The following is a 16,617-nucleotide window of genomic DNA, read 5'->3' as shown; positions in this document are numbered from 1 at the left end:
CGGACCCGCACAACCCCCTGGGGAGACCGTGAAGCTCGCCCGCGACACCTGGCTGGTCTTCCAGCGCCAGCTGCTGCTCATGATCCGCACCCCGATCTGGATCGCCGTCGGCATCATCCAGCCCGTGTTCTACCTCCTGCTGTTCGCCCCGCTGCTGAAGAAGGTGCTCACCCCGGAGGGCGCCGGCAGCTACGCCGACGCCTACCAGGTGTACGTGCCGGGCCTGTTGGCGGTGCTGTGCATCTTCGGCGGGCTGTTCACCGGCTTCAGCCTGCTCGGCGAACTCAGGGCCGGCATCATCGAACGCTCCCGGGTGACCCCGGTGAGCCGGCTGGCGCTGCTGCTGGGACGGGCGCTGCGGGAGATGGTGGCGCTGCTGGTGCAGGCCGTCCTGATCACCCTGATCGCGCTGCCGTTCGGGCTGCGGGTGAATCCGCTGAACCTGCTGCTCGCCTACCTGCTGCTGGGCCTGCTGGCGCTGATGACCTCGGCGATCTCCTACGGCATCGCGCTGATGGTGCCGACCGACGCGGCGATGTCGCCGGTGGTCAACACCATCGCGCAGCCGATCGCGCTGCTGTCGGGGGTGCTGCTGCCGCTCACCCTGGCGCCCGGGTGGCTGCAGCAGGCGGCCAGGTGGAACCCCTTCTACTGGGCCGTGGAGGGTATGCGCGCGCTGTTCTCCGGGCACGCCGGGGACAGCGTGGTGTGGCAGGGACTGCTGGTGGTCGTCGTGATGACCGTCCTGGCGGTGTACTGGTCGGCCCGGCTGTTCTCCACCCGGGTGCGCTGACCGACGAACGAGGGAGGGGCCCGGCTCACCACGAGCCGGGCCCCTCCCTCGTTCGTCGTTCCGGCCCCCGCCGGTCCGCGCGGGCTCTCAGTCCGTCATGAAGGCCGTCACGAAGGCCGCCAGCCTCGCCACGCCGTCGATGATCTGCGCCTGCGTCAGCGAGCTGACGGACAGCCGCAGCCGCTGCTCGCCACCGCCCGCCGGGTAGAACGGCGCCATCGGTGTCCAGAGCACCCCGCGCTCGCGGGCGCAGCGCTCCATGGCTGCCTCGTCGGCGACGAACGGCACCGTCAGCACCGCGAAGAAGCCGCCGTCCGGCCGGGTCCAGGAGATGCCCAGCCGGTTCCGCACGGAGGCCGGGAAGTGCCGGTCCAGCTCCCGCAGCAGGGTGTCCAGGCCGGCCGCGTAGTGGGCCGTGGCACGGGCGTTGGCGGCCCGCAGGCGGCAGTCGTGGGTCAGCAGCATGCCGCCGATGACGGCTTGGCTGAGCGCCGGGGTGTTGACCGTCGTCATGCTCTTCAGCTTGGCCAGCTCGTCCGCGAGGAGGCTGCGCCGGCCGTCGGGGCCGGTCACCTCCTGGTCGGCGACCACGTAGCCGAGGCGGGCCCCGGGGAAGCAGGTCTTGGCGAAGGAGCCCAGGTGGACGACCTGGCGGCGGCGGTCCAGCGCCTTGAGGGTGGGCCGCAGCCCCGGGGTGCGGGAGAAGAAGCCGTACGGGTTGTCCTCGACGACGAGCACGCCCTCCTCGGCCGCCGCCTCCAGCAGCCCGGCGCGGGCCGCGACCGGCATGCTGGTGCCGGAGGGGTTGGCGAAGTCCGGGACGACGTAGAAGGCGCGCGGACGGCGCCCCTCGGCCCGCACCGCGCGGGCGGCCTCCCGGAGCGCCGCCGGGTCGGGGCCGCCGTCCGGGCCCTCGGGGACGGGGCGGACGGTCAGGTCGAGCAGCCGGGCGGCGCCGGTGACGCCGACGTAGCAGGGCGAACTGACCAGCAGGACGTCGTCCGGGCCGGCGCACAGGGCGCGCAGCGTCAGCAGCATGCCCTCCTGGGCGCCGACCGTGACCACCACGGCCGCGGGGTCGACGGTCAGTCCCTCGTCGTGGGCGAGCGTGCGGGCGATCAGCTCGTTGATGATGCCCTTGGTCGGACCGTACTGGAACAGCGCGGTGCGCACCGCGTCCCGGTCCAGGCCGCGGTCGGCCAGGTGGGCGAGGTAGGTCTCCAGGTACGCCGGGACGTCCTGGGGCTCGAAGAAGCCCTCGTAGGGGCGGCCGGGGGCGAAGGAGACCGCCTCCGGGTAGCGGGTGGTGACCTCGTTGAGGAAGGTCATCGCGTCCAGCAGCGGATCGGCCAGGGAGGCGTGCAGGTCGCTCAACGGGATCGTCATCGCAGCGCCTCCCGGAGGCGCCCGGCCGCGAAGTCCTGGGCCTCGGCGGCGGCGTCCAGGGTGCCGGTCATGGCGAAGAAGCCGTGCGGCATGCCCTGGTAGCGGCGCAGGTCCACCGGGACCCCGGCGGCGCGCAGCGCCTCGGCGTACTGCTCGCCCTCGTCCCGCAGCGGGTCGTACTCGGCCGTCAGGACGGTCGCGGGCGGCAGGCCGGCCAGGGTGGCGGCGCGCAGCGGGGAGGCGTACGGGCTGGCGCCGTCGCCCTCGTCGGCCAGGTAGTGGCCCCAGTACCAGGCCACCGAGCGGCGGTTGAACAGTGCCGGGTCGTCGTGGGCGCGCAGCGAGGGGGTGTCGGCGCCGTGGTCGGTGTTGGGGTAGACCAGCAGCTGGTGGCGCAGGGCGGGGCCGCCCTCGGCGCGCAGCAGCAGGGTGAGCGCGGCGGTGAGGTTGCCGCCGGCGCTGTCGCCGCCGACCGCGATCCGGTCCGGGTCGATGCCGAACTCCGCCGCCCGTCCGACGAGTTGCAGCAGTGCGGCGCGGCAGTCGTGCAGCGCCGCGGGGAAGGGGTGTTCGGGGGCGAGCCGGTAGCCGACGGAGGCGGTGACGCAGCCGACGGCGTTGGTGAGCCGGCGGCAGATCGCGTCGCTGGTGTCGGGCGAGCCGAGCGTCCAGCCGCCGCCGAACAGGTAGAGCAGGGCGGGCAGCCGGCCGCCGGGCGGCTCGGGACGGTAGAGCCGCAGCGCGAGTTCGCCGCCGGGACCGGGGATGCGGAACTCCTCGACGGCGGCGACCGGTTCGGGCGTTCCGGCCGCCGCGCGGATGTCCGCGAGGTCGGCGGCACGGGCCTCGGCGAGGCTGAGGGTGTAGAGCGGCGGGGCACCGCTGCCGGCGCGCCTGGTGCGCAGCGCTTCGGCCTGGGGGTGCAGGGGCATGGGCGGATCCATTCGGTGCGGAGGGCTCAGCGGTCTGCCTCGACGTACACGGTCTCGTCGGTGCGGAAGGCCGTGTCGAGGTCGGCGACGTCCGGCCGGGTGCCCTGCCGGTAGGCGCACGGGCGAATCCTCCCGGGGTCGAAGCCCGCCTGGGTGAGGACATGCCGCAGTTCGTCCAGATCGTAGATCCACTGGTGCCCGAAGTGCCGGAAGATCTGGTTCACCAGGAAGGCCGGACGCGCGGGCATCGGCGGGCCGAAGCCGAGGGTGGTCAGCCGGCGCCGGTGCTTGGCGAGGAAGCCGTCGCCGGTGGCGTAGCCGACCAGGTAGCGGGCGAGGTCGGGGGTGGTCAGGCGCAGGACGCCGCCGGGGCGCAGCACCCGGCGGACCTCGCGCAGCCAGCCGACGGCGACGGGCATGGTGACGTGCTCGATCAGGTGCTCGGCGTACACCCAGTCGACGCTGGCGTCGGCGAAGGGCAGCGGTTCGGCGATGTCGAGCCGGGTGAACCAGCGGTCGCCGTCGACCCGGTAGAGGGTGCCGGGCTCGGTGGCGATGTCGGGGCTGCGCAGGGTGGCGAGGTCGGTGCCGAGCCCCTGCGGGTGGGCGGTCCGGAAAGCGGCGAACTCGATGCCGGTGATGCCGAGTTCGCGCAGGCCCGCGTGGTCGCGCGGCAGCCCGCCCGGATGTGCTTCGAGCTTCTCGCAGGTGGCGACCTGTTCGCTGAAGGCGTCCAGCCGGGGGGCCAGCCCGTCCGGGTCGTCCCAGTCCCAGCCCGGGAATCGCTCGCTCTGCTCGGTCATGTGTCGGACCTCCTGGTGGGAAGAACGCGGTTCGGGGGCGGCGCGGTTCAAGGGCCGCGCGGGTGCGAAGCGGATGAACGACCGCGCGGGTGCGGCGTCAGCGGGCCGGGCAGGGCCAGGGGGCGAGGACCGTGCGGTCCAGGTCGGCGAGCCGGGGGCGGCCCAACAGGGCCATGGTGTGCTCCAGTTCCTCGCGCAGCAGGTCGAGCACCCGGTGCACCCCGGCCTCGCCGCCGACGGCCAGGCCCCAGAGCGCGGGGCGGCCGATCAGCACGGCGCGGGCGCCGAGGGCGAGGGCGATCGCGAGGTCGGTGCCGCTGCGCACGCCGCCGTCGAACAGCACCGGCAGGTCGGCGGGCACCGCCTCGACCACTTCCGGGAGCGCCGCCAGGGCCGGTATCGCCCCGTCGAGTTGGCGTCCGCCGTGGTTGGAGACCAGGAGGGCGTCGACGCCGTGCTCGACGGCCAGCCGGGCGTCCTCGGCGGTGAGGACGCCCTTGAGGACCAGCGGCAGCCGGGTGCGTTCGCGCAGCCAGGCCAGATCGGTCCAGCTCAGGGTGGGGTCGAACTGCTCACGGGCGTGCTCGGCGATGCCCGAACCGCCGTCGGCGGCGCGGTGGCTGGCGGACATCAGGGACCGGTCCAGGTTGACTGCCCGGACGGTGGGCGGGACGGCGAAGCCGTTGCGCAGGTCGCGCAGTCGGCGGCCGATCCTGGGGGCGTCCACGGTCAGCACCAGTGCGCGGTAGCCGGCCGCCTCGGCGCGCTCCACCAGGGCTGCGAGGGCGGCGCGTTCGCGCAGCCAGTACAGCTGGAGCCAGAGCGGGCCGGTGGCGGCCGCGGCGATCTCCTCCAGGGTGCGGCTGGCGAACATCGCGGCGACCAGCAGGGCTCCGGCCCGGCCGGCGGCGCGCGCGGTGGCGGTCTCGCCCTCCGGGTCGACCAGCCGGTGGTAGGCCATCGGGGCGATCCCGAGCGGGAGGCGCAGCGGTGCGCCGAGCAGGGTCAGGGCCGGGTCGCAGGCGGAGACGTCGACCAGTGTGCGCGGACGCAGCGCATGGCGTCCGAACATCTCCCGGTTGGCCGCCAGGGTGCGTTCCGCATCGCTGCCGCCTTCGATGAAATCCCAGATTTCCGTTGGGAGTCGGTCGCGCGCCGCACGCTCGATCCCGGCCGACGTGAGAACTCTCACGGGCATTCCTCGTTCCAGGACGGCCACGCGCGGGCCGGTCCTGGTTGGGCAGCGTAGGAGCAACGACCACATTGGTATAGACCTTGATTTGACCAAACGTCTGTGCCATGGTCTGGCCACGGAATTGGCCGTTCTGACTTGTTAACGGCGTTCATGTCAAATCCCCTCACTTGTGTGGAGCCGCGTTGACCGGCTTTTTCCCCTCCGTACTTCCGGCTGCCTTCCTGCCGCACTCCGACGCCCCGGACTCCTGGGTCGACCGGCTGCTGCTGGCCGGCCCCGGCACCGAGGAGTGCCTGCGCCTCGGCGCACCGCTCGACCGGGACACCCTGCGCGGCCTGGTCGAGGAGCAGACCGACCGACTGGCGGCCGCCGGGCTCGGCCCCGGCGGGACGGCGGCGCTGCGGCTGCCGCCCTCGGTGGCCTTCGTCGCGGTGCTGCTGGCATGCTGGCGTCTGGGCGCCCAAGTCGCACTGCTCGACCACCGGTTGACCGACCACGAGATCGACGCGGCGGTGGCGCGGCTGGCCCCGCAGGTGCTGGTAGGCTCCGCCCATCGGTCCGCGGCGGCCCTGCGCGGCTTCTCCGAAGTCGAGCCGGTGGCCGTCCCGTTGACGGACGGACACCCGGCCCGCACCGGGCACGCGTTGATCCAGCTCAGCTCCGGATCCACCGGTCCGGCCAAGGTCATCGCCCGCACGGCGGCCGATCTACTACGCGAACTCGACTGTTACCGAAGGCTGGTGGAGTTCCCCGGTGAGGGCGAGCGGGTCGTCCTGCTCTCCTCGGTGGTGCACGTGCTCGGCCTGGTCGGCGGGCTGCTCAACAGCCTGCACGCCCGGGTCGCGCTCACCGTGCCGGAGCGGATGACGGCGGCGGGCATCCTCGCCGAGGTCGCCGCGAGCGACCGGCCGACCACCGTGATCGGGGTACCCTTCCACGCCGAGCTGCTGGCGGGGACGGTCGCTCCCCCGCCGCTGCCCCGGCTGCGGCGGATGGTCGTGGCGGGCGAGCTCGTCCGCCCGGGACTGCCCGCGCTGTTCACCGAACGCTACGGCGTCCCGCTCGGCACCATGTACGGCATGACCGAGACCGGGGTGATCGCCACCGACCTCTCCGGCACGCTCCACCCCGCCAAGCGGCCCGTGCACGGCATGGAACTGCGCCTGGTGAAGGGCGAGTTGCAGATCGGCGCGGCGGCCTCCCCGTACCCCGGGCTGGACGATCCGACCCCCTGGTCGGACGGCTGGCTGCACACCCGGGACGCCGCCGAGCTGACCGCCGACGGCCTGGTCACCGTGCTCGGCCGACTGGACTCCCAGGTCTCGATCGGCGGCCTGAAGGTCGACCTCACCGAGGTCGAGCAGACGCTCGCCGCGCTGCCCGAGGTCCGCGAGGCCGTGGTGGTCTTCGACGGCGGCGCGATCGAGGCCTACCTGGCCACCGAACCCGGGACCGACCTCGCCTCCGTCCAGGACGGGCTGGCCCGCCGCCTGGCCGCCTACAAGCGGCCGCGCCGGCTCGCCCGGCTGGACCGGCTCCCCCGCACCGCCACCGGAAAGCTGCTGCGCGACCCGGCCGCCCTGCGCGAGAGCGCGGCCGCCGGCCGGCCCGCCGCAGGCTGACCCCGCCCGCCACCGGGCCGGCCGCACCCGGCCGCACCCCGATCCCTTCGCACCACCACCCCGACAAGGAGCCCACCACCATGCAGGACCGCATCCGCGCCTTCGTCCTGGCGGCACTCGCCGAGATGCAGTACGACGTCTCCGAGGTCACCGGGGACACCGACCTCGGCCCGGCCGGACTGGACCTCGAATCGCTCGCCCTCGCCGACCTGTCGGTGCAGGTCGAGGACGAGTTCGGGATCAAGTTCGACCTGGACGAGATGGAGACCACCGCGCTGATGACGCTCGACGAGTTCACCGCCGACGTCACCCGCCGGGTCGACGCCCTCGCCACCACCTCCGGCAGCGCCGCATGACCGACTCCCCGCTCCCCGACACCCTGCCGGACCGGACCGAGGTCCTCACCATGCTGGCGGCGTTCGGGCAGCGCGCCGTCGACGCCGTGCCGGAGGACCTCGGGTCGCTCGAACTCACCTGGCTCGTCGCCGAGTTCGAGCAGCGGTACGGGCTCCAACTGGACCTGGACGACGACCGCTTCGGCGCGGTGCGCACCGTCGACGACGCGGCCGGACTGCTGCGCGAGGCCGTCCTCGCCGACCGCGCGGGCGCACAGCCGTGATCGCCGCCGGGACGGGCACCGGACCACCGGGCCGGACGGCCGGCCACCCGGTGGTCACCGGTGTCGGGGTGCTCAGCGCCGCCGGGCGCGGACTCGCCCCGCTCACCGAGGCCGCCACCCACGGCAAGTCCCTGTTCGGCCCGGTCACCCGCTTCGATGTGAGCGCCCGCCGCACCACCCGGGCCGCGCTGTTCCCCGCCACCGTGCCGCTGGCCTGCACCTTTCCGCTGGCCAGGGCCGTGCTCGACGCGATCGGCCAGGCCTGCCGGCAGGCCGGACTGACCGCCGCCGAGGGCGCCGGACTGCCCGTGCTGCTCGCGCTGCACAGCGACGAGCGCACCCGCGCGACCGCCGCCGCGGTGGCCGCCGGGGTCCGCGCCGACTGGGGCGCGCCGGGCGTCACCCGGGTGTACAACGGCGCCTGCGTGGCCGCCGCGACCGCCGTCGCCGACGCGGGCGCCCTGGTGGCCGCCGGACGGCACGAGCGGATCCTGGTCGCCGCCGGACACCTGGTCGAACCGGGCGTCTTCGCGGTCTTCGACGCCGGACGGGCGCTGGCCCGGGACGGCGAGGCGCGCCCGTTCAGCGCCGGCCGCACCGGCACCCTGCTCGCCGACGCGGCCGCGGCCGTCCTGGTCGAGTCCGCCCCGGCCGCCGAACGCCGCGGCGCGCCCGCCCTCGCCCGGCTGGCCGGCTGGGGCCGGGCCGGGGACGCCCACCACGTCTGCCGCCCGGAACCGGAGGGCGGCGGGGCGGTCCGGGCGATCGGGGCCGCGCTCACCCGCGCGGGCGCCGACCCGGCGGAGGTCGGCTACGTCAACGCCAACGGCACCGGGTCCGCCCTCGCCGACCGGGCCGAGGCCCACGCCCTGCGGCGGGTGTTCGGCCCGCACACCGACCGCCTGCCGGTCAGCTCCAGCAAATCCGTGCACGGGCACGCCCTGGAGGCCTCCGCACTGCTCGAACTCGCTGCCACCATCGGCGCGTTGGGCACCGGACTGCTCCCGGTCAACGCCGGCTGGCTCGGCCCGGACCCGGACGTCGCACTGGACCTCGTCCTGGACGGCCCGCACGCCGCCCGCCCCCCGTACGCCCTCAGCCTCAACTCCGCCTTCGGCGGCGCCAACACCGCGCTGCTGCTGGCCCCGGGATGACAGCCACCGCCATGACCACCCCTGCCGACCACACCCACGGACTGCGGATCCTCGCCGAGGCCCGCCACCCCGCACCGGGCCCGGACGGGCCACCGCCACCGCCACCACTGCCCGGCTTCTCCGCCTCCGGCTTCAATCCGCTGGTCGCCGACACCGCCGAACGCTGCCTGCGCGCCCATCACGGCGAGCCGCCCGCACCCGGGCGGACCGCCCTGCTGCTCGCCAGCGCGAGCGGCGACCTCGAAACCGCGCGGGCCATCGAGCGCAGCGCCGAACCCGGGCAGCGGACCGGCCCGCTGCTGTTCTTCCAGTCCAACCCCAACGCCGTCCTCGGACACATCGCCGCGCGCTGGGGCCTGACCGGCCCTGTCGTGGCAATCTGCCCGGCCGAGGCCGAACCCGGCCGTGTCCCCGCCGAGGCGTTCGAACTCGCCGCACTGCTGCTCCAGGACGGCGACGCCGACCGAGTACTGGCCGTGGCCGCCGAGCAAACGCCCGACGGGGACCTGGCGGCGGCCGTCCTGCTCGCCGGTCCGGCCACGGAATCCGGACCGGCCGAAACCGAACCCGCCGAAACCGAACGAACTGAACCCGAATGAACTGAACCCGAACGAACTGAACCCGCCGCCCGCCCCCGGCCGTAGCAATCATCGAGGCCCGGCGCCTGACGCAGCCGCACCCGGCACACCAGCGCCCCCGCCCGCCCCCGCCTCACTCCCGACATCCGCCGCCCGACGACGCGCGGCCGACCGCACCCGCCGCCCGTGCGGCCGACCACTGTCACCCGATCAGCCGCCCGGGCCGTCCACCGGCCCCGAGGGAGGGATCCACCCCCGTGACCATCCGCAGCCTCCGCACCCAGCTCGCGGACGACCCCGACGTGGGCGCCGGCAACGTCCTGACCGCCCGGATCGCCCTCGGGCTCGACCTGGACGTGCCGTTGCTCAGCTTCGACACCCCGGTGGACGACCACCCCGCCTGGCAGCCCTTCACCCTGCGTGAGCTGGACCGCGCGGTCCGGGCCCGCGCCGCCGCGCTGCACGCGCTGGGCATCACCCGGCGCGACCCCGTCGTGGTGTACGCCAGCGACGCCGCCGACCACGTGCTCTCCTTCCTCGCCCTGGCCCGGCTCGGCGCCGTCCCGGCCCTGCTCAACCCCAACCTGGACGGCGAGCGCGCCGCCCGCTACATCGCCCGCCTCGGCGCGGCCGGCGTCCTCGCCGACCCCGCCCACCTGGCCGCACTGGCCGGCCACGACCCCGGCGCGCCGCTGCTGCCGGAGATCTCCACCCTCGGCGCCGGCGACCCGGACGCCGCCCCCGAGCCGTACCGGCACTGGTCCGGCGACCCGGTGGCGATCACCCACTCCTCCGGCACCACCGGAATGCCCAAGGCCGTCGTCCACTCGCACGCGAGCCTGTACGCCGCGATCCGCCACCGGCTGCGGCTGCCCCGCCCCCAGGGCCAGGACCGGATGCTCAGCGCACTGCCCGCCCCGCACGCCGCCACCCTGATCGCCCTCAACCTCGCGCTCAGCTCGCACACCGAACTCGCCGTGCTCTCCCAACAGTCCGGCGACGGCGTGCTGGAGGCCGTCGAGCGGTGGCGGCCCACCGGAGTGATCGGCTTCGCCGCCACCTGGGCCGACCTCGCCCGGCACGACCTCGCCGCCCGCGACCTGAGCTCCGTCGCGCTCTGGTGGAACACCGGCGACTGCGCCCACGAGGTGCACATCCGCCGCCTGATCGCCACCGGCAGCCGGGAGACCGTCACCCGGGCCGGCCGCACCCGGCTACCCGGCTCGCTGTTCGTGGACGGCCTCGGCTCCACCGAGATGGGCCACTCGCACTTCTTCATCACCCACGGCCCCGGCACCGATCGCTACGGCCGCTGCGTCGGCCGCCCGCACGCCTTCGTCGACTGCGAGGTGGTCGGCCCGGACGGCGAGCCGCTCGGCCCCGGCGAGGTCGGTGAACTCGCCACCGCCTCACCCACCTTGGCGCTCGGCTACTGGAACGACTCGGCCACCACCTTCCGCACCCGGCTGCGCGGCCGCTTCCTCACCGGGGACCTGATGTACCGGGACGAGGAGGGCTACTACTACCACGTGGACCGGGCCGTCGACTCGGTCGAACTCGGCGGCGGCAAGCGGCTGTTCACCGCCATGTCGGAGGAGCGGGTGCTGGCCGCCTGCCCGGACGTGCTGGACTGCACGGTGGTCGCGGTACGGGACGGCGAGCGCGTGGTCACCGACGTGCTGCTGCTCCTCGCCGCTGACGCCGACCCGGCCGCCGACCGCACCTCCGCGGTCGTCGGCGCCCTGGACGAGGCCGCCGCCACGACCGTCCGCAAGGTGCTGGTGGTCTCCCCCGACGACATCCCGCTCGGCCCGACCGGCAAGGTCCGCAAGGTCCTGCTGCGGGAGATCCACCTCGCGGCGGTGGGCGCATGAGCGAGCAGAGCGAACGCGTCGTCGAGGGGTGCGCGTCGCACGGGGCGACCGCCGAGCGGAACGAGGTCCGCGCATGAGCCCGCGTCCCGGTGCCGTCGTCACCGGCATCGGCCTGGTCTCCCCGCTCGGCCGCCGACCCGCCGAGGTGTTCGAGGCGCTGGTCACCGGCCGCTCCGGCCTGCGGGCCGTCCCCGAGGACCACCCCGCGCACGGCTGGCTGCCCGCCGCCGGGATCGCTCCCGCCGTCGACGGCCGGGAGGTGCTGCCGCCCACCGAGACCCGCTGTGTGGACCGCTTCGTGCTGCTCGCCCTGGCCGCCGCCGACGACGCGCTCGCCGACGCCGGCCTGACCGTCGGCCGGGACTCCGACCCGCACCGCACCGCCGTGGTCCTGGCCACCGGCGGCGGCGGACTGGAGACCTTCGAGCAGCAGTCGCACCGCCGGCTGGAACGCGGCCGGCCCGGCGTCAGCCCGTACCTGCTGCCCGGGATGCTCTCCAACATGGCCGCCGCCCGGATCGCCATCAAGCACGGCATCCGGGGCTACAGCTCCGCCGTGGTGACGGCCTGCGCGGCCGGCGCCCAGGCGATCGCCGAGGGGCTGCGGCTGATCCGGGCCGGGGACGCCGACGTGGTGGTGTGCGGCGGCACCGAGTCCTCGCTGCACCCGACCATCGCCGCCGCCTTCACCAACGCCCGTGCCCTGGCGCAGGGTTGGGACGAGCCGGAGCAGGCCAGCCGGCCCTTCGACACCCGCCGCAACGGCTTCGTACTGGGCGAGGGCAGCGCCGTCCTGGTCCTGGAGCGGGCCGAGCACGCCGAGGCCCGAGGTGCCGCCGGGTACGCGGACGTCCTCGGCTGGGGCGCCTCCACCGACGCCCACCACCCGACCATGCCCCGCCCCGACGGCACCGGCGCCGCCGACGCGATGCGCGCCGCGCTCGCCAACGCGGGCCTGGCCCCGGGCGACATCGACTACGTGAACGCCCACGGCACCGGCACCAAGCTCGGTGACGTGGCCGAGACCGCCGCGCTGCGCGCCGTCTTCGGCGCGCAGCCGCCCGCGGTCAGCTCCACCAAGGGCGCCACCGGCCACCTCCTCGGCGCCGCGGGCGCGCTGGAGGCGGCGGTGACCGCCCTGGCGGTGGCGCGGGGGACGCTGCCGCCGACGCTCAACCTGACCGACCCCGACCCGGCCTGCGACCTGGACCACGTCCGGGGCGCCGCCCGATCCGCCCCGGTGCGCGCCGCGCTGAGCAACGCCTTCGCCTTCGGCGGCCACAACCTCAGCCTGATCCTCGGCCCGGCCTCCACTCGGGCAGCCCGATAGCGGTCGCCCAGTAACGGTCGCCCGACAGTGGCCGCCCGACAGTGGCCGCCCGCCGGCGGTGGCCCGAGCGCCGCCGGCCGGATGCCGCCGCCCGTCGGCGCCCTCCCGCCGCCCACCGCCGCGCGGCGGCCCGCGCGCCGATCCCCGATCCACCGTTCCCTCCGGGGGGAGATCCCGTTGTCCATCCAGACCATCACCCACGTCGAGTTCCACTGCGCGGACGCCGACAAGACCGCGGCCGGACTCCGCGCCGACCACGGCTTCACCGTCGACGCCCCGGCCACCGCGCCCGACGGCGCCCGCACCATCGGGCTGCACCAGGGCACCATCCGGCTGCGGCTGACCTCCGCCCCCGACCCGGAGCACCCGGTGGCCGAGTACGTCGCCCGGCACGGGGACGGCGTCGCCGTCCTCGCGCTCGGCTGCGCCGACCCGGCGGCCGCGCTGGAACGGGCCGAGCGGCACGGCGCCCGGGTGCTCGACCGGGCCGGCGCCCTGATCGAGGGCTTCGGCGACACCGCACTGCGCCTGGTGGCGCTGCCGGACGCCGGGCCCACCCCGGAGCCCCGCCTGCTGGAGGACCTCGACCACGTCGCGATCTGCCTGCCGGCCGGCACGCTCGCGGACGCCGTACGGTTCTGCGAGACGGCCCTGGGCTTCCGCACGATCTTCGAGGAGTACATCGAGGTCGGCGAGCAGGCGATGGACTCCAAGGTGGTGCAGAGCGCCTCCGGCGGCGTCACCTTCACCCTGATCGAGCCCGACACCACCCGCCGCCCCGGCCAGATCGACGAGTTCCTCGTTGCCCACGGCGGGGCCGGCGTCCAGCACCTCGCCTTCAGCACCCGCGACATCACCGGCGCCGTCCGGACCGCCCGGGAGCGCGGCGTGGAGTTCCTGAGCACCCCGGACGCCTACTTCGACGCCCTGACCGAGCGCTTCGGCGGGACGGCCATCCCGGTGGCGACCCTGCGCGACCTGCACGTCCTGGTCGACCAGGACCACGGCGGCCAGCTGTTCCAGATCTTCGCCCGTTCGACACACCCCCGGCGCACCTTTTTCCTCGAACTGATCGAGCGGCAGGGAGCGGGTACCTTCGGCACCGCGAACATCAAGGCCCTCTACGAGGCCGTCGAACGGCACAGTCCCACCGCCGACGACCGGCCCGCAGCCGTCGCCCGGCCCATCGCCGACGACCGGCCCTCCCCCGCACATCCGAAGGAGGCCCTCCCGATGGCCGCAGCCTCCGAGTTCCGGCTCACCGAGGCCGAGCTCGCCCTGCTGCCCACCCCCGACGAGGTGGCGCACTACCGCGAGCACGGCTGGTACCTCTCCCGCAGGCTGTTCAGTGACGAGGAACTGGACACCCTCCAGGCCGCCACCGAGCTGTACTACGCCGGCCACCGCGACCGCGAGCTGCCCGCCCGGCCGCCCCGGCTGGCCTCCTGGCGACCCGAGGACGGGCCGGTCCAGCGGCACAACGACTACGTGCACTACGAGAGCGACGCGATCGGCGCGATCCTGCGCAAGCCGCTGATCGGCGCGGTGGCCGCGCTGCTCGCCGGAACCGAGGAGATCCGGATCTTCCAGTCGACGCTCATCTACAAGCCCCCGGTGCCCGAGGAGCCCAGCAACAGGGTGCCGTGGCACTTCGACAAGCACTACTGGCAGACCTGCACCTCGGACGAGATGCTCACCGCCTTCATCCCGTTCCACGACTGCCGCGAGGAGAACGGCACCATCACCATGATCGACGGCAGCCACCGCTGGCAGGAGCTGCCCTCCGGCGAGGACTCCACCCGGCACTTCGCCGACCGCGACGGCTCCGAGCTGGAGGACATCCTGGCCGCCAACGCCGCCCACAACGGGCAGCGGGTGCGGAAGGTGCCGATGCTGATCCCGCGTGGCCACATGTCCTTCCACCACTGCCGCACCTACCACGGCAGCGGCCCCAACCTGGCCTCCCACCCGCGCCGGGCGATCTCGCTGCACCTCCAGGACAGCGCCAACGAGTACCGCCGGCACGACCGGCCGGACGGCGAGCCGGTGGTGTACAACCACGACGTGCTGGTGCGCCGCACGGACGACGACCGGCCGGACTACGCGGACCCGCGGTTCTGCCCGGCGGTCTGGCGGGGACGGCCGTGACCGCTCCCGCACGCACGACCGACGAGGGCGCCGGGCCGCCGGAAGGCCTCGGCGCACAGGCCCGCCCCGGTGCGCACGCCGGCTCCGATGTGCAGGCCGGCCCCGGTGCGCAGGCCGGCCCCGCCCCGCTGGACACCCCCGCCGAGCGCTACCGGATGCTGCGGCTGATCCGCGGCTTCGAGGAGCTGGCGCTCGGCCTGGTGAAATCCGGCGCGATCCCCGGCGGCATCCACCCGTACATCGGGCAGGAGGCCGTCGCGGTGGGCGTCTGTTCGGCGCTCGGCCCCGACGACCGGCTCGCCAGCACCCATCGCGGCCACGGCCACGTGCTCGCCAGGGGCACCGCCCCGCACCGGCTGCTCGCCGAGCTCCTCGGGCGGGTCGACGGATCGAACGGCGGCCGGGGCGGCTCCATGCACGCCGCCGACTTCTCGCTGGGCATCCTCGGCGCCAACGGCATGGTGGGCGCCGGCGCCCCGATCGCCGTCGGCGCCGCCTGGGCTGCCCTGGCCGCTTCCTCCCCCGAACGGTCGGCGGCCGAACGGGTGACAGCCGACGGTCCCGTCGCCGGGCGGCCCGATTCGGGCCGGACCCCGGTCGCGGTGGCCTTCTTCGGCGACGGCGCGCTCAACCAGGGCGTCCTGCTGGAGTCGCTCAACCTCGCCGCGATGTGGCGCCTGCCGGTGCTGTTCGTCTGCGAGGACAACGGCTACGCCACCACCCTGCCCGCCGCCACCGCCGTCGCGGGCAGCGCCACCGGCCGGGCGGCCGCCTTCGGCATCCCCGCCGAGGAGGTGGACGGCATGGACACCGAGGCCGTTCGCACCGCCGCGCTGCGCGCCGTCGAACGGGCCCGCACCGGCCGCGGCCCCGGCTTCCTGGCCTGCCGCACCTACCGCTACGAGGGCCACCACACCATGGAACGCCGGATGAAACTGCGCTACCGCTCCCCGGAGGAGGTCGGGGCCTGGCGCGAGCGCGACCCGCTCCCCCGGGCCGCCGCCCTGCTCGACCCCGCGACGGTCGCCGACCTGGACCGCGCGGTGGCCGAACAGCTCTCCGCCGCCGAGGAGTTCGCGCTCGCCTCGGCGCACCCGGACCCGGCGGGGGCGCTGGACCACCTGTACGCCGACGGGCTGCGGCCCCGGGCGGGGGTGACCGCGTGACCAGGCTCTCGTACACCAAGGCGCTCAACCGGGCACTGGCCGACGAACTCGCCGCCGATCCGGCGGTCTGCGTCTTCGGCGAGGACATCGGCGCCGGTCTGGCCGGGCCGACCCTCGGCCTGCTGGACCGCTTCGGGCCGGGGCGGATCGTCGACACCCCGCTGTCCGAACAGGCCTTCACCTCGATGGCGGTCGGCGCCGCGCTGGCCGGCCGGCGTCCGGTGCTGGAGTTCCAGATCCCGTCCCTGCTGTTCCTGGTCTTCGAGCAACTCGTGAACCAGGCCCACAAGTTCTCGCTGATGACGGGTGGTCAGGCGGCCGTCCCGCTGACCTGCCTGGTGCCCGGCTCGGGCTCCCGGGACGGCTGGGCCGGGCAGCACTCCGACCATCCGTACAGCCTGTTCGCGCACGCCGGGGTGAAGACCGTGGTGCCCGCCACCCCGACCGACGCCTACGGGCTGCTGCGCTCGGCGATCCGCGACCCGGACCCGGTCGTGGTGTTCGCGCCCGCCGCCGCGATGCCGGTGCGCGAGACCGTCACCTGGGACCTCGTGCCCGTCCCGCTCGGCCGGGCCCGGATCCACCGGCCGGGCACCGACGTCACCGTGGTCGCCCTCGGGCACCTGGTGTACGACGCCCTCGCGGTCGCCGAGGAGCTGGCGCCGGACGTCTCGGTGGAGGTCCTCGACCCGCGCACGGTGTACCCCTTCGACTGGCAGGCGCTCGCCGACTCGCTGGAGCGCACCGGGCGTCTGGTCGTCCTGGACGACTCCAACCGCAGCTGCGGCTTCGGCGCCGAGGTGCTGGCCACCGCCGCCGAGGAGATGCGCCTGATCGCCCCGCCCCGCCGGATCACCCGCCCGGACGGCGCCGTGCTGCCCTTCGCCCCGGCCCTGGACCGCGCCGTCCAGCCCGGTCGCGAGCAGCTGCGGCACGCGCTCGGCCTCGTGCTGAAGCACCGCTGACCGCACCCGCCCACGAACTGTTCGGCATCGATTCACAAAGATCACTGACGAG

General features: G+C 74.9%; 15 protein-coding genes. 11 read left to right on the top strand and 4 right to left on the bottom strand.

The features are described from left to right. Positions 1-28: 28 nt before the first annotated feature. The gene (locus tag ACFVUY_RS23075) at positions 29-793 is read left to right on the top strand and encodes an ABC transporter permease (protein ID WP_387732674.1); all 765 of its coding nucleotides are present in this window, start codon (positions 29-31) and stop codon (positions 791-793) included. An 87-nt stretch (positions 794-880) separates the two neighbouring features. Here ACFVUY_RS23075 and ACFVUY_RS23070 read toward each other — a convergent pair whose 3' ends face one another. From ACFVUY_RS23070 to ACFVUY_RS23055, 4 genes are all read right to left on the bottom strand, one after another. Continuing rightward, complete coding sequence (locus ACFVUY_RS23070) at positions 881-2,179, bottom strand: PLP-dependent aminotransferase family protein (RefSeq protein WP_387732671.1); 1,299 nt, start codon at positions 2,177-2,179, stop codon at positions 881-883. Further along, positions 2,176-3,111 carry an alpha/beta hydrolase gene (locus tag ACFVUY_RS23065; RefSeq protein ID WP_387732669.1) on the bottom strand — a complete coding sequence of 312 codons (936 nt, stop codon included), beginning with the start codon at positions 3,109-3,111 and terminating at the stop codon, positions 2,176-2,178. The genes ACFVUY_RS23070 and ACFVUY_RS23065 overlap by 4 nt, the downstream gene beginning before the upstream one ends. Before the next feature lie 26 nt (positions 3,112-3,137). Further along, on the bottom strand, positions 3,138-3,914 hold the full coding sequence (locus ACFVUY_RS23060; RefSeq protein WP_387732666.1) for a class I SAM-dependent methyltransferase: 777 nt from the start codon (positions 3,912-3,914) through the stop codon (positions 3,138-3,140). Between the two features lie 97 nt (positions 3,915-4,011). After that, entirely contained in the window at positions 4,012-5,112 is a 1,101-nt protein-coding gene (locus ACFVUY_RS23055; RefSeq protein ID WP_387732663.1) for an alpha-hydroxy acid oxidase, read from the bottom strand. A gap of 179 nt (positions 5,113-5,291) precedes the next feature. Here ACFVUY_RS23055 and ACFVUY_RS23050 point away from each other — a divergent pair, with 179 nt between their 5' ends. From ACFVUY_RS23050 to ACFVUY_RS23005, 10 genes are all read left to right on the top strand, one after another. After that, positions 5,292-6,731 carry a class I adenylate-forming enzyme family protein gene (locus tag ACFVUY_RS23050; RefSeq protein ID WP_387732661.1) on the top strand — a complete coding sequence of 480 codons (1,440 nt, stop codon included), beginning with the start codon at positions 5,292-5,294 and terminating at the stop codon, positions 6,729-6,731. An 80-nt stretch (positions 6,732-6,811) separates the two neighbouring features. After that, positions 6,812-7,087: a phosphopantetheine-binding protein gene (locus ACFVUY_RS23045; RefSeq protein WP_387732658.1), complete on the top strand. Its 276-nt coding sequence runs from the start codon at positions 6,812-6,814 to the stop codon at positions 7,085-7,087. Next, positions 7,084-7,350 carry an acyl carrier protein gene (locus ACFVUY_RS23040; RefSeq protein ID WP_387732656.1) on the top strand — a complete coding sequence of 89 codons (267 nt, stop codon included), beginning with the start codon at positions 7,084-7,086 and terminating at the stop codon, positions 7,348-7,350. Before ACFVUY_RS23045 ends, ACFVUY_RS23040 begins: the two co-directional genes overlap by 4 nt. After that, entirely contained in the window at positions 7,347-8,504 is a 1,158-nt protein-coding gene (locus ACFVUY_RS23035) for a beta-ketoacyl synthase N-terminal-like domain-containing protein (RefSeq protein WP_387732653.1), read from the top strand. Before ACFVUY_RS23040 ends, ACFVUY_RS23035 begins: the two co-directional genes overlap by 4 nt. An 11-nt stretch (positions 8,505-8,515) precedes the next feature. Next, entirely contained in the window at positions 8,516-9,103 is a 588-nt protein-coding gene (locus ACFVUY_RS23030; RefSeq protein ID WP_387732650.1) for a hypothetical protein, read from the top strand. Positions 9,104-9,339: 236 nt separating this feature from the next. After that, complete coding sequence (locus tag ACFVUY_RS23025) at positions 9,340-10,956, top strand: class I adenylate-forming enzyme family protein (protein ID WP_387732648.1); 1,617 nt, start codon at positions 9,340-9,342, stop codon at positions 10,954-10,956. Between the two features lie 73 nt (positions 10,957-11,029). Next, positions 11,030-12,286, top strand: coding sequence for a beta-ketoacyl-[acyl-carrier-protein] synthase family protein (locus tag ACFVUY_RS23020; protein ID WP_387732645.1), 1,257 nt, complete (start codon positions 11,030-11,032; stop codon positions 12,284-12,286). A 177-nt stretch (positions 12,287-12,463) separates the two neighbouring features. After that, positions 12,464-14,434: a 4-hydroxyphenylpyruvate dioxygenase gene (hppD, locus tag ACFVUY_RS23015; RefSeq protein WP_387732642.1), complete on the top strand. Its 1,971-nt coding sequence runs from the start codon at positions 12,464-12,466 to the stop codon at positions 14,432-14,434. Next, on the top strand, positions 14,431-15,600 hold the full coding sequence (locus ACFVUY_RS23010) for a thiamine pyrophosphate-dependent dehydrogenase E1 component subunit alpha (RefSeq protein ID WP_387732639.1): 1,170 nt from the start codon (positions 14,431-14,433) through the stop codon (positions 15,598-15,600). Before hppD ends, ACFVUY_RS23010 begins: the two co-directional genes overlap by 4 nt. Beyond that, positions 15,597-16,565, top strand: coding sequence for an alpha-ketoacid dehydrogenase subunit beta (locus ACFVUY_RS23005; protein ID WP_387732637.1), 969 nt, complete (start codon positions 15,597-15,599; stop codon positions 16,563-16,565). The genes ACFVUY_RS23010 and ACFVUY_RS23005 overlap by 4 nt, the downstream gene beginning before the upstream one ends. The last annotated feature ends 52 nt before the right edge of the window (positions 16,566-16,617 follow it).

It is taken from the genome of Kitasatospora sp. NPDC058063 (assembly GCF_042885395.1).
Taxonomy (GTDB): Bacteria; Actinomycetota; Actinomycetes; order Streptomycetales; family Streptomycetaceae; genus Kitasatospora; species Kitasatospora lactacystinica.
This window is presented reverse-complemented; position numbering and strand designations above follow the sequence as displayed.

Bases quoted from the DNA above. Each gene is read 5' to 3' on its own strand.
- ACFVUY_RS23070 (WP_387732671.1), bottom strand. From the start codon at position 2,179: ATGACGATCCCGTTGAGCGACCTGCACGCCTCCCTGGCCGATCCGCTG.
- ACFVUY_RS23065 (WP_387732669.1), bottom strand. From the start codon at position 3,111: ATGCCCCTGCACCCCCAGGCCGAAGCGCTGCGCACCAGGCGCGCCGGC.
- ACFVUY_RS23060 (WP_387732666.1), bottom strand. From the start codon at position 3,914: ATGACCGAGCAGAGCGAGCGATTCCCGGGCTGGGACTGGGACGACCCG.
- ACFVUY_RS23055 (WP_387732663.1), bottom strand. From the start codon at position 5,112: ATGCCCGTGAGAGTTCTCACGTCGGCCGGGATCGAGCGTGCGGCGCGC.
- ACFVUY_RS23045 (WP_387732658.1), top strand. From the start codon at position 6,812: ATGCAGGACCGCATCCGCGCCTTCGTCCTGGCGGCACTCGCCGAGATG.
- ACFVUY_RS23040 (WP_387732656.1), top strand. From the start codon at position 7,084: ATGACCGACTCCCCGCTCCCCGACACCCTGCCGGACCGGACCGAGGTC.
- ACFVUY_RS23030 (WP_387732650.1), top strand. From the start codon at position 8,516: ATGACCACCCCTGCCGACCACACCCACGGACTGCGGATCCTCGCCGAG.
- ACFVUY_RS23020 (WP_387732645.1), top strand. From the start codon at position 11,030: ATGAGCCCGCGTCCCGGTGCCGTCGTCACCGGCATCGGCCTGGTCTCC.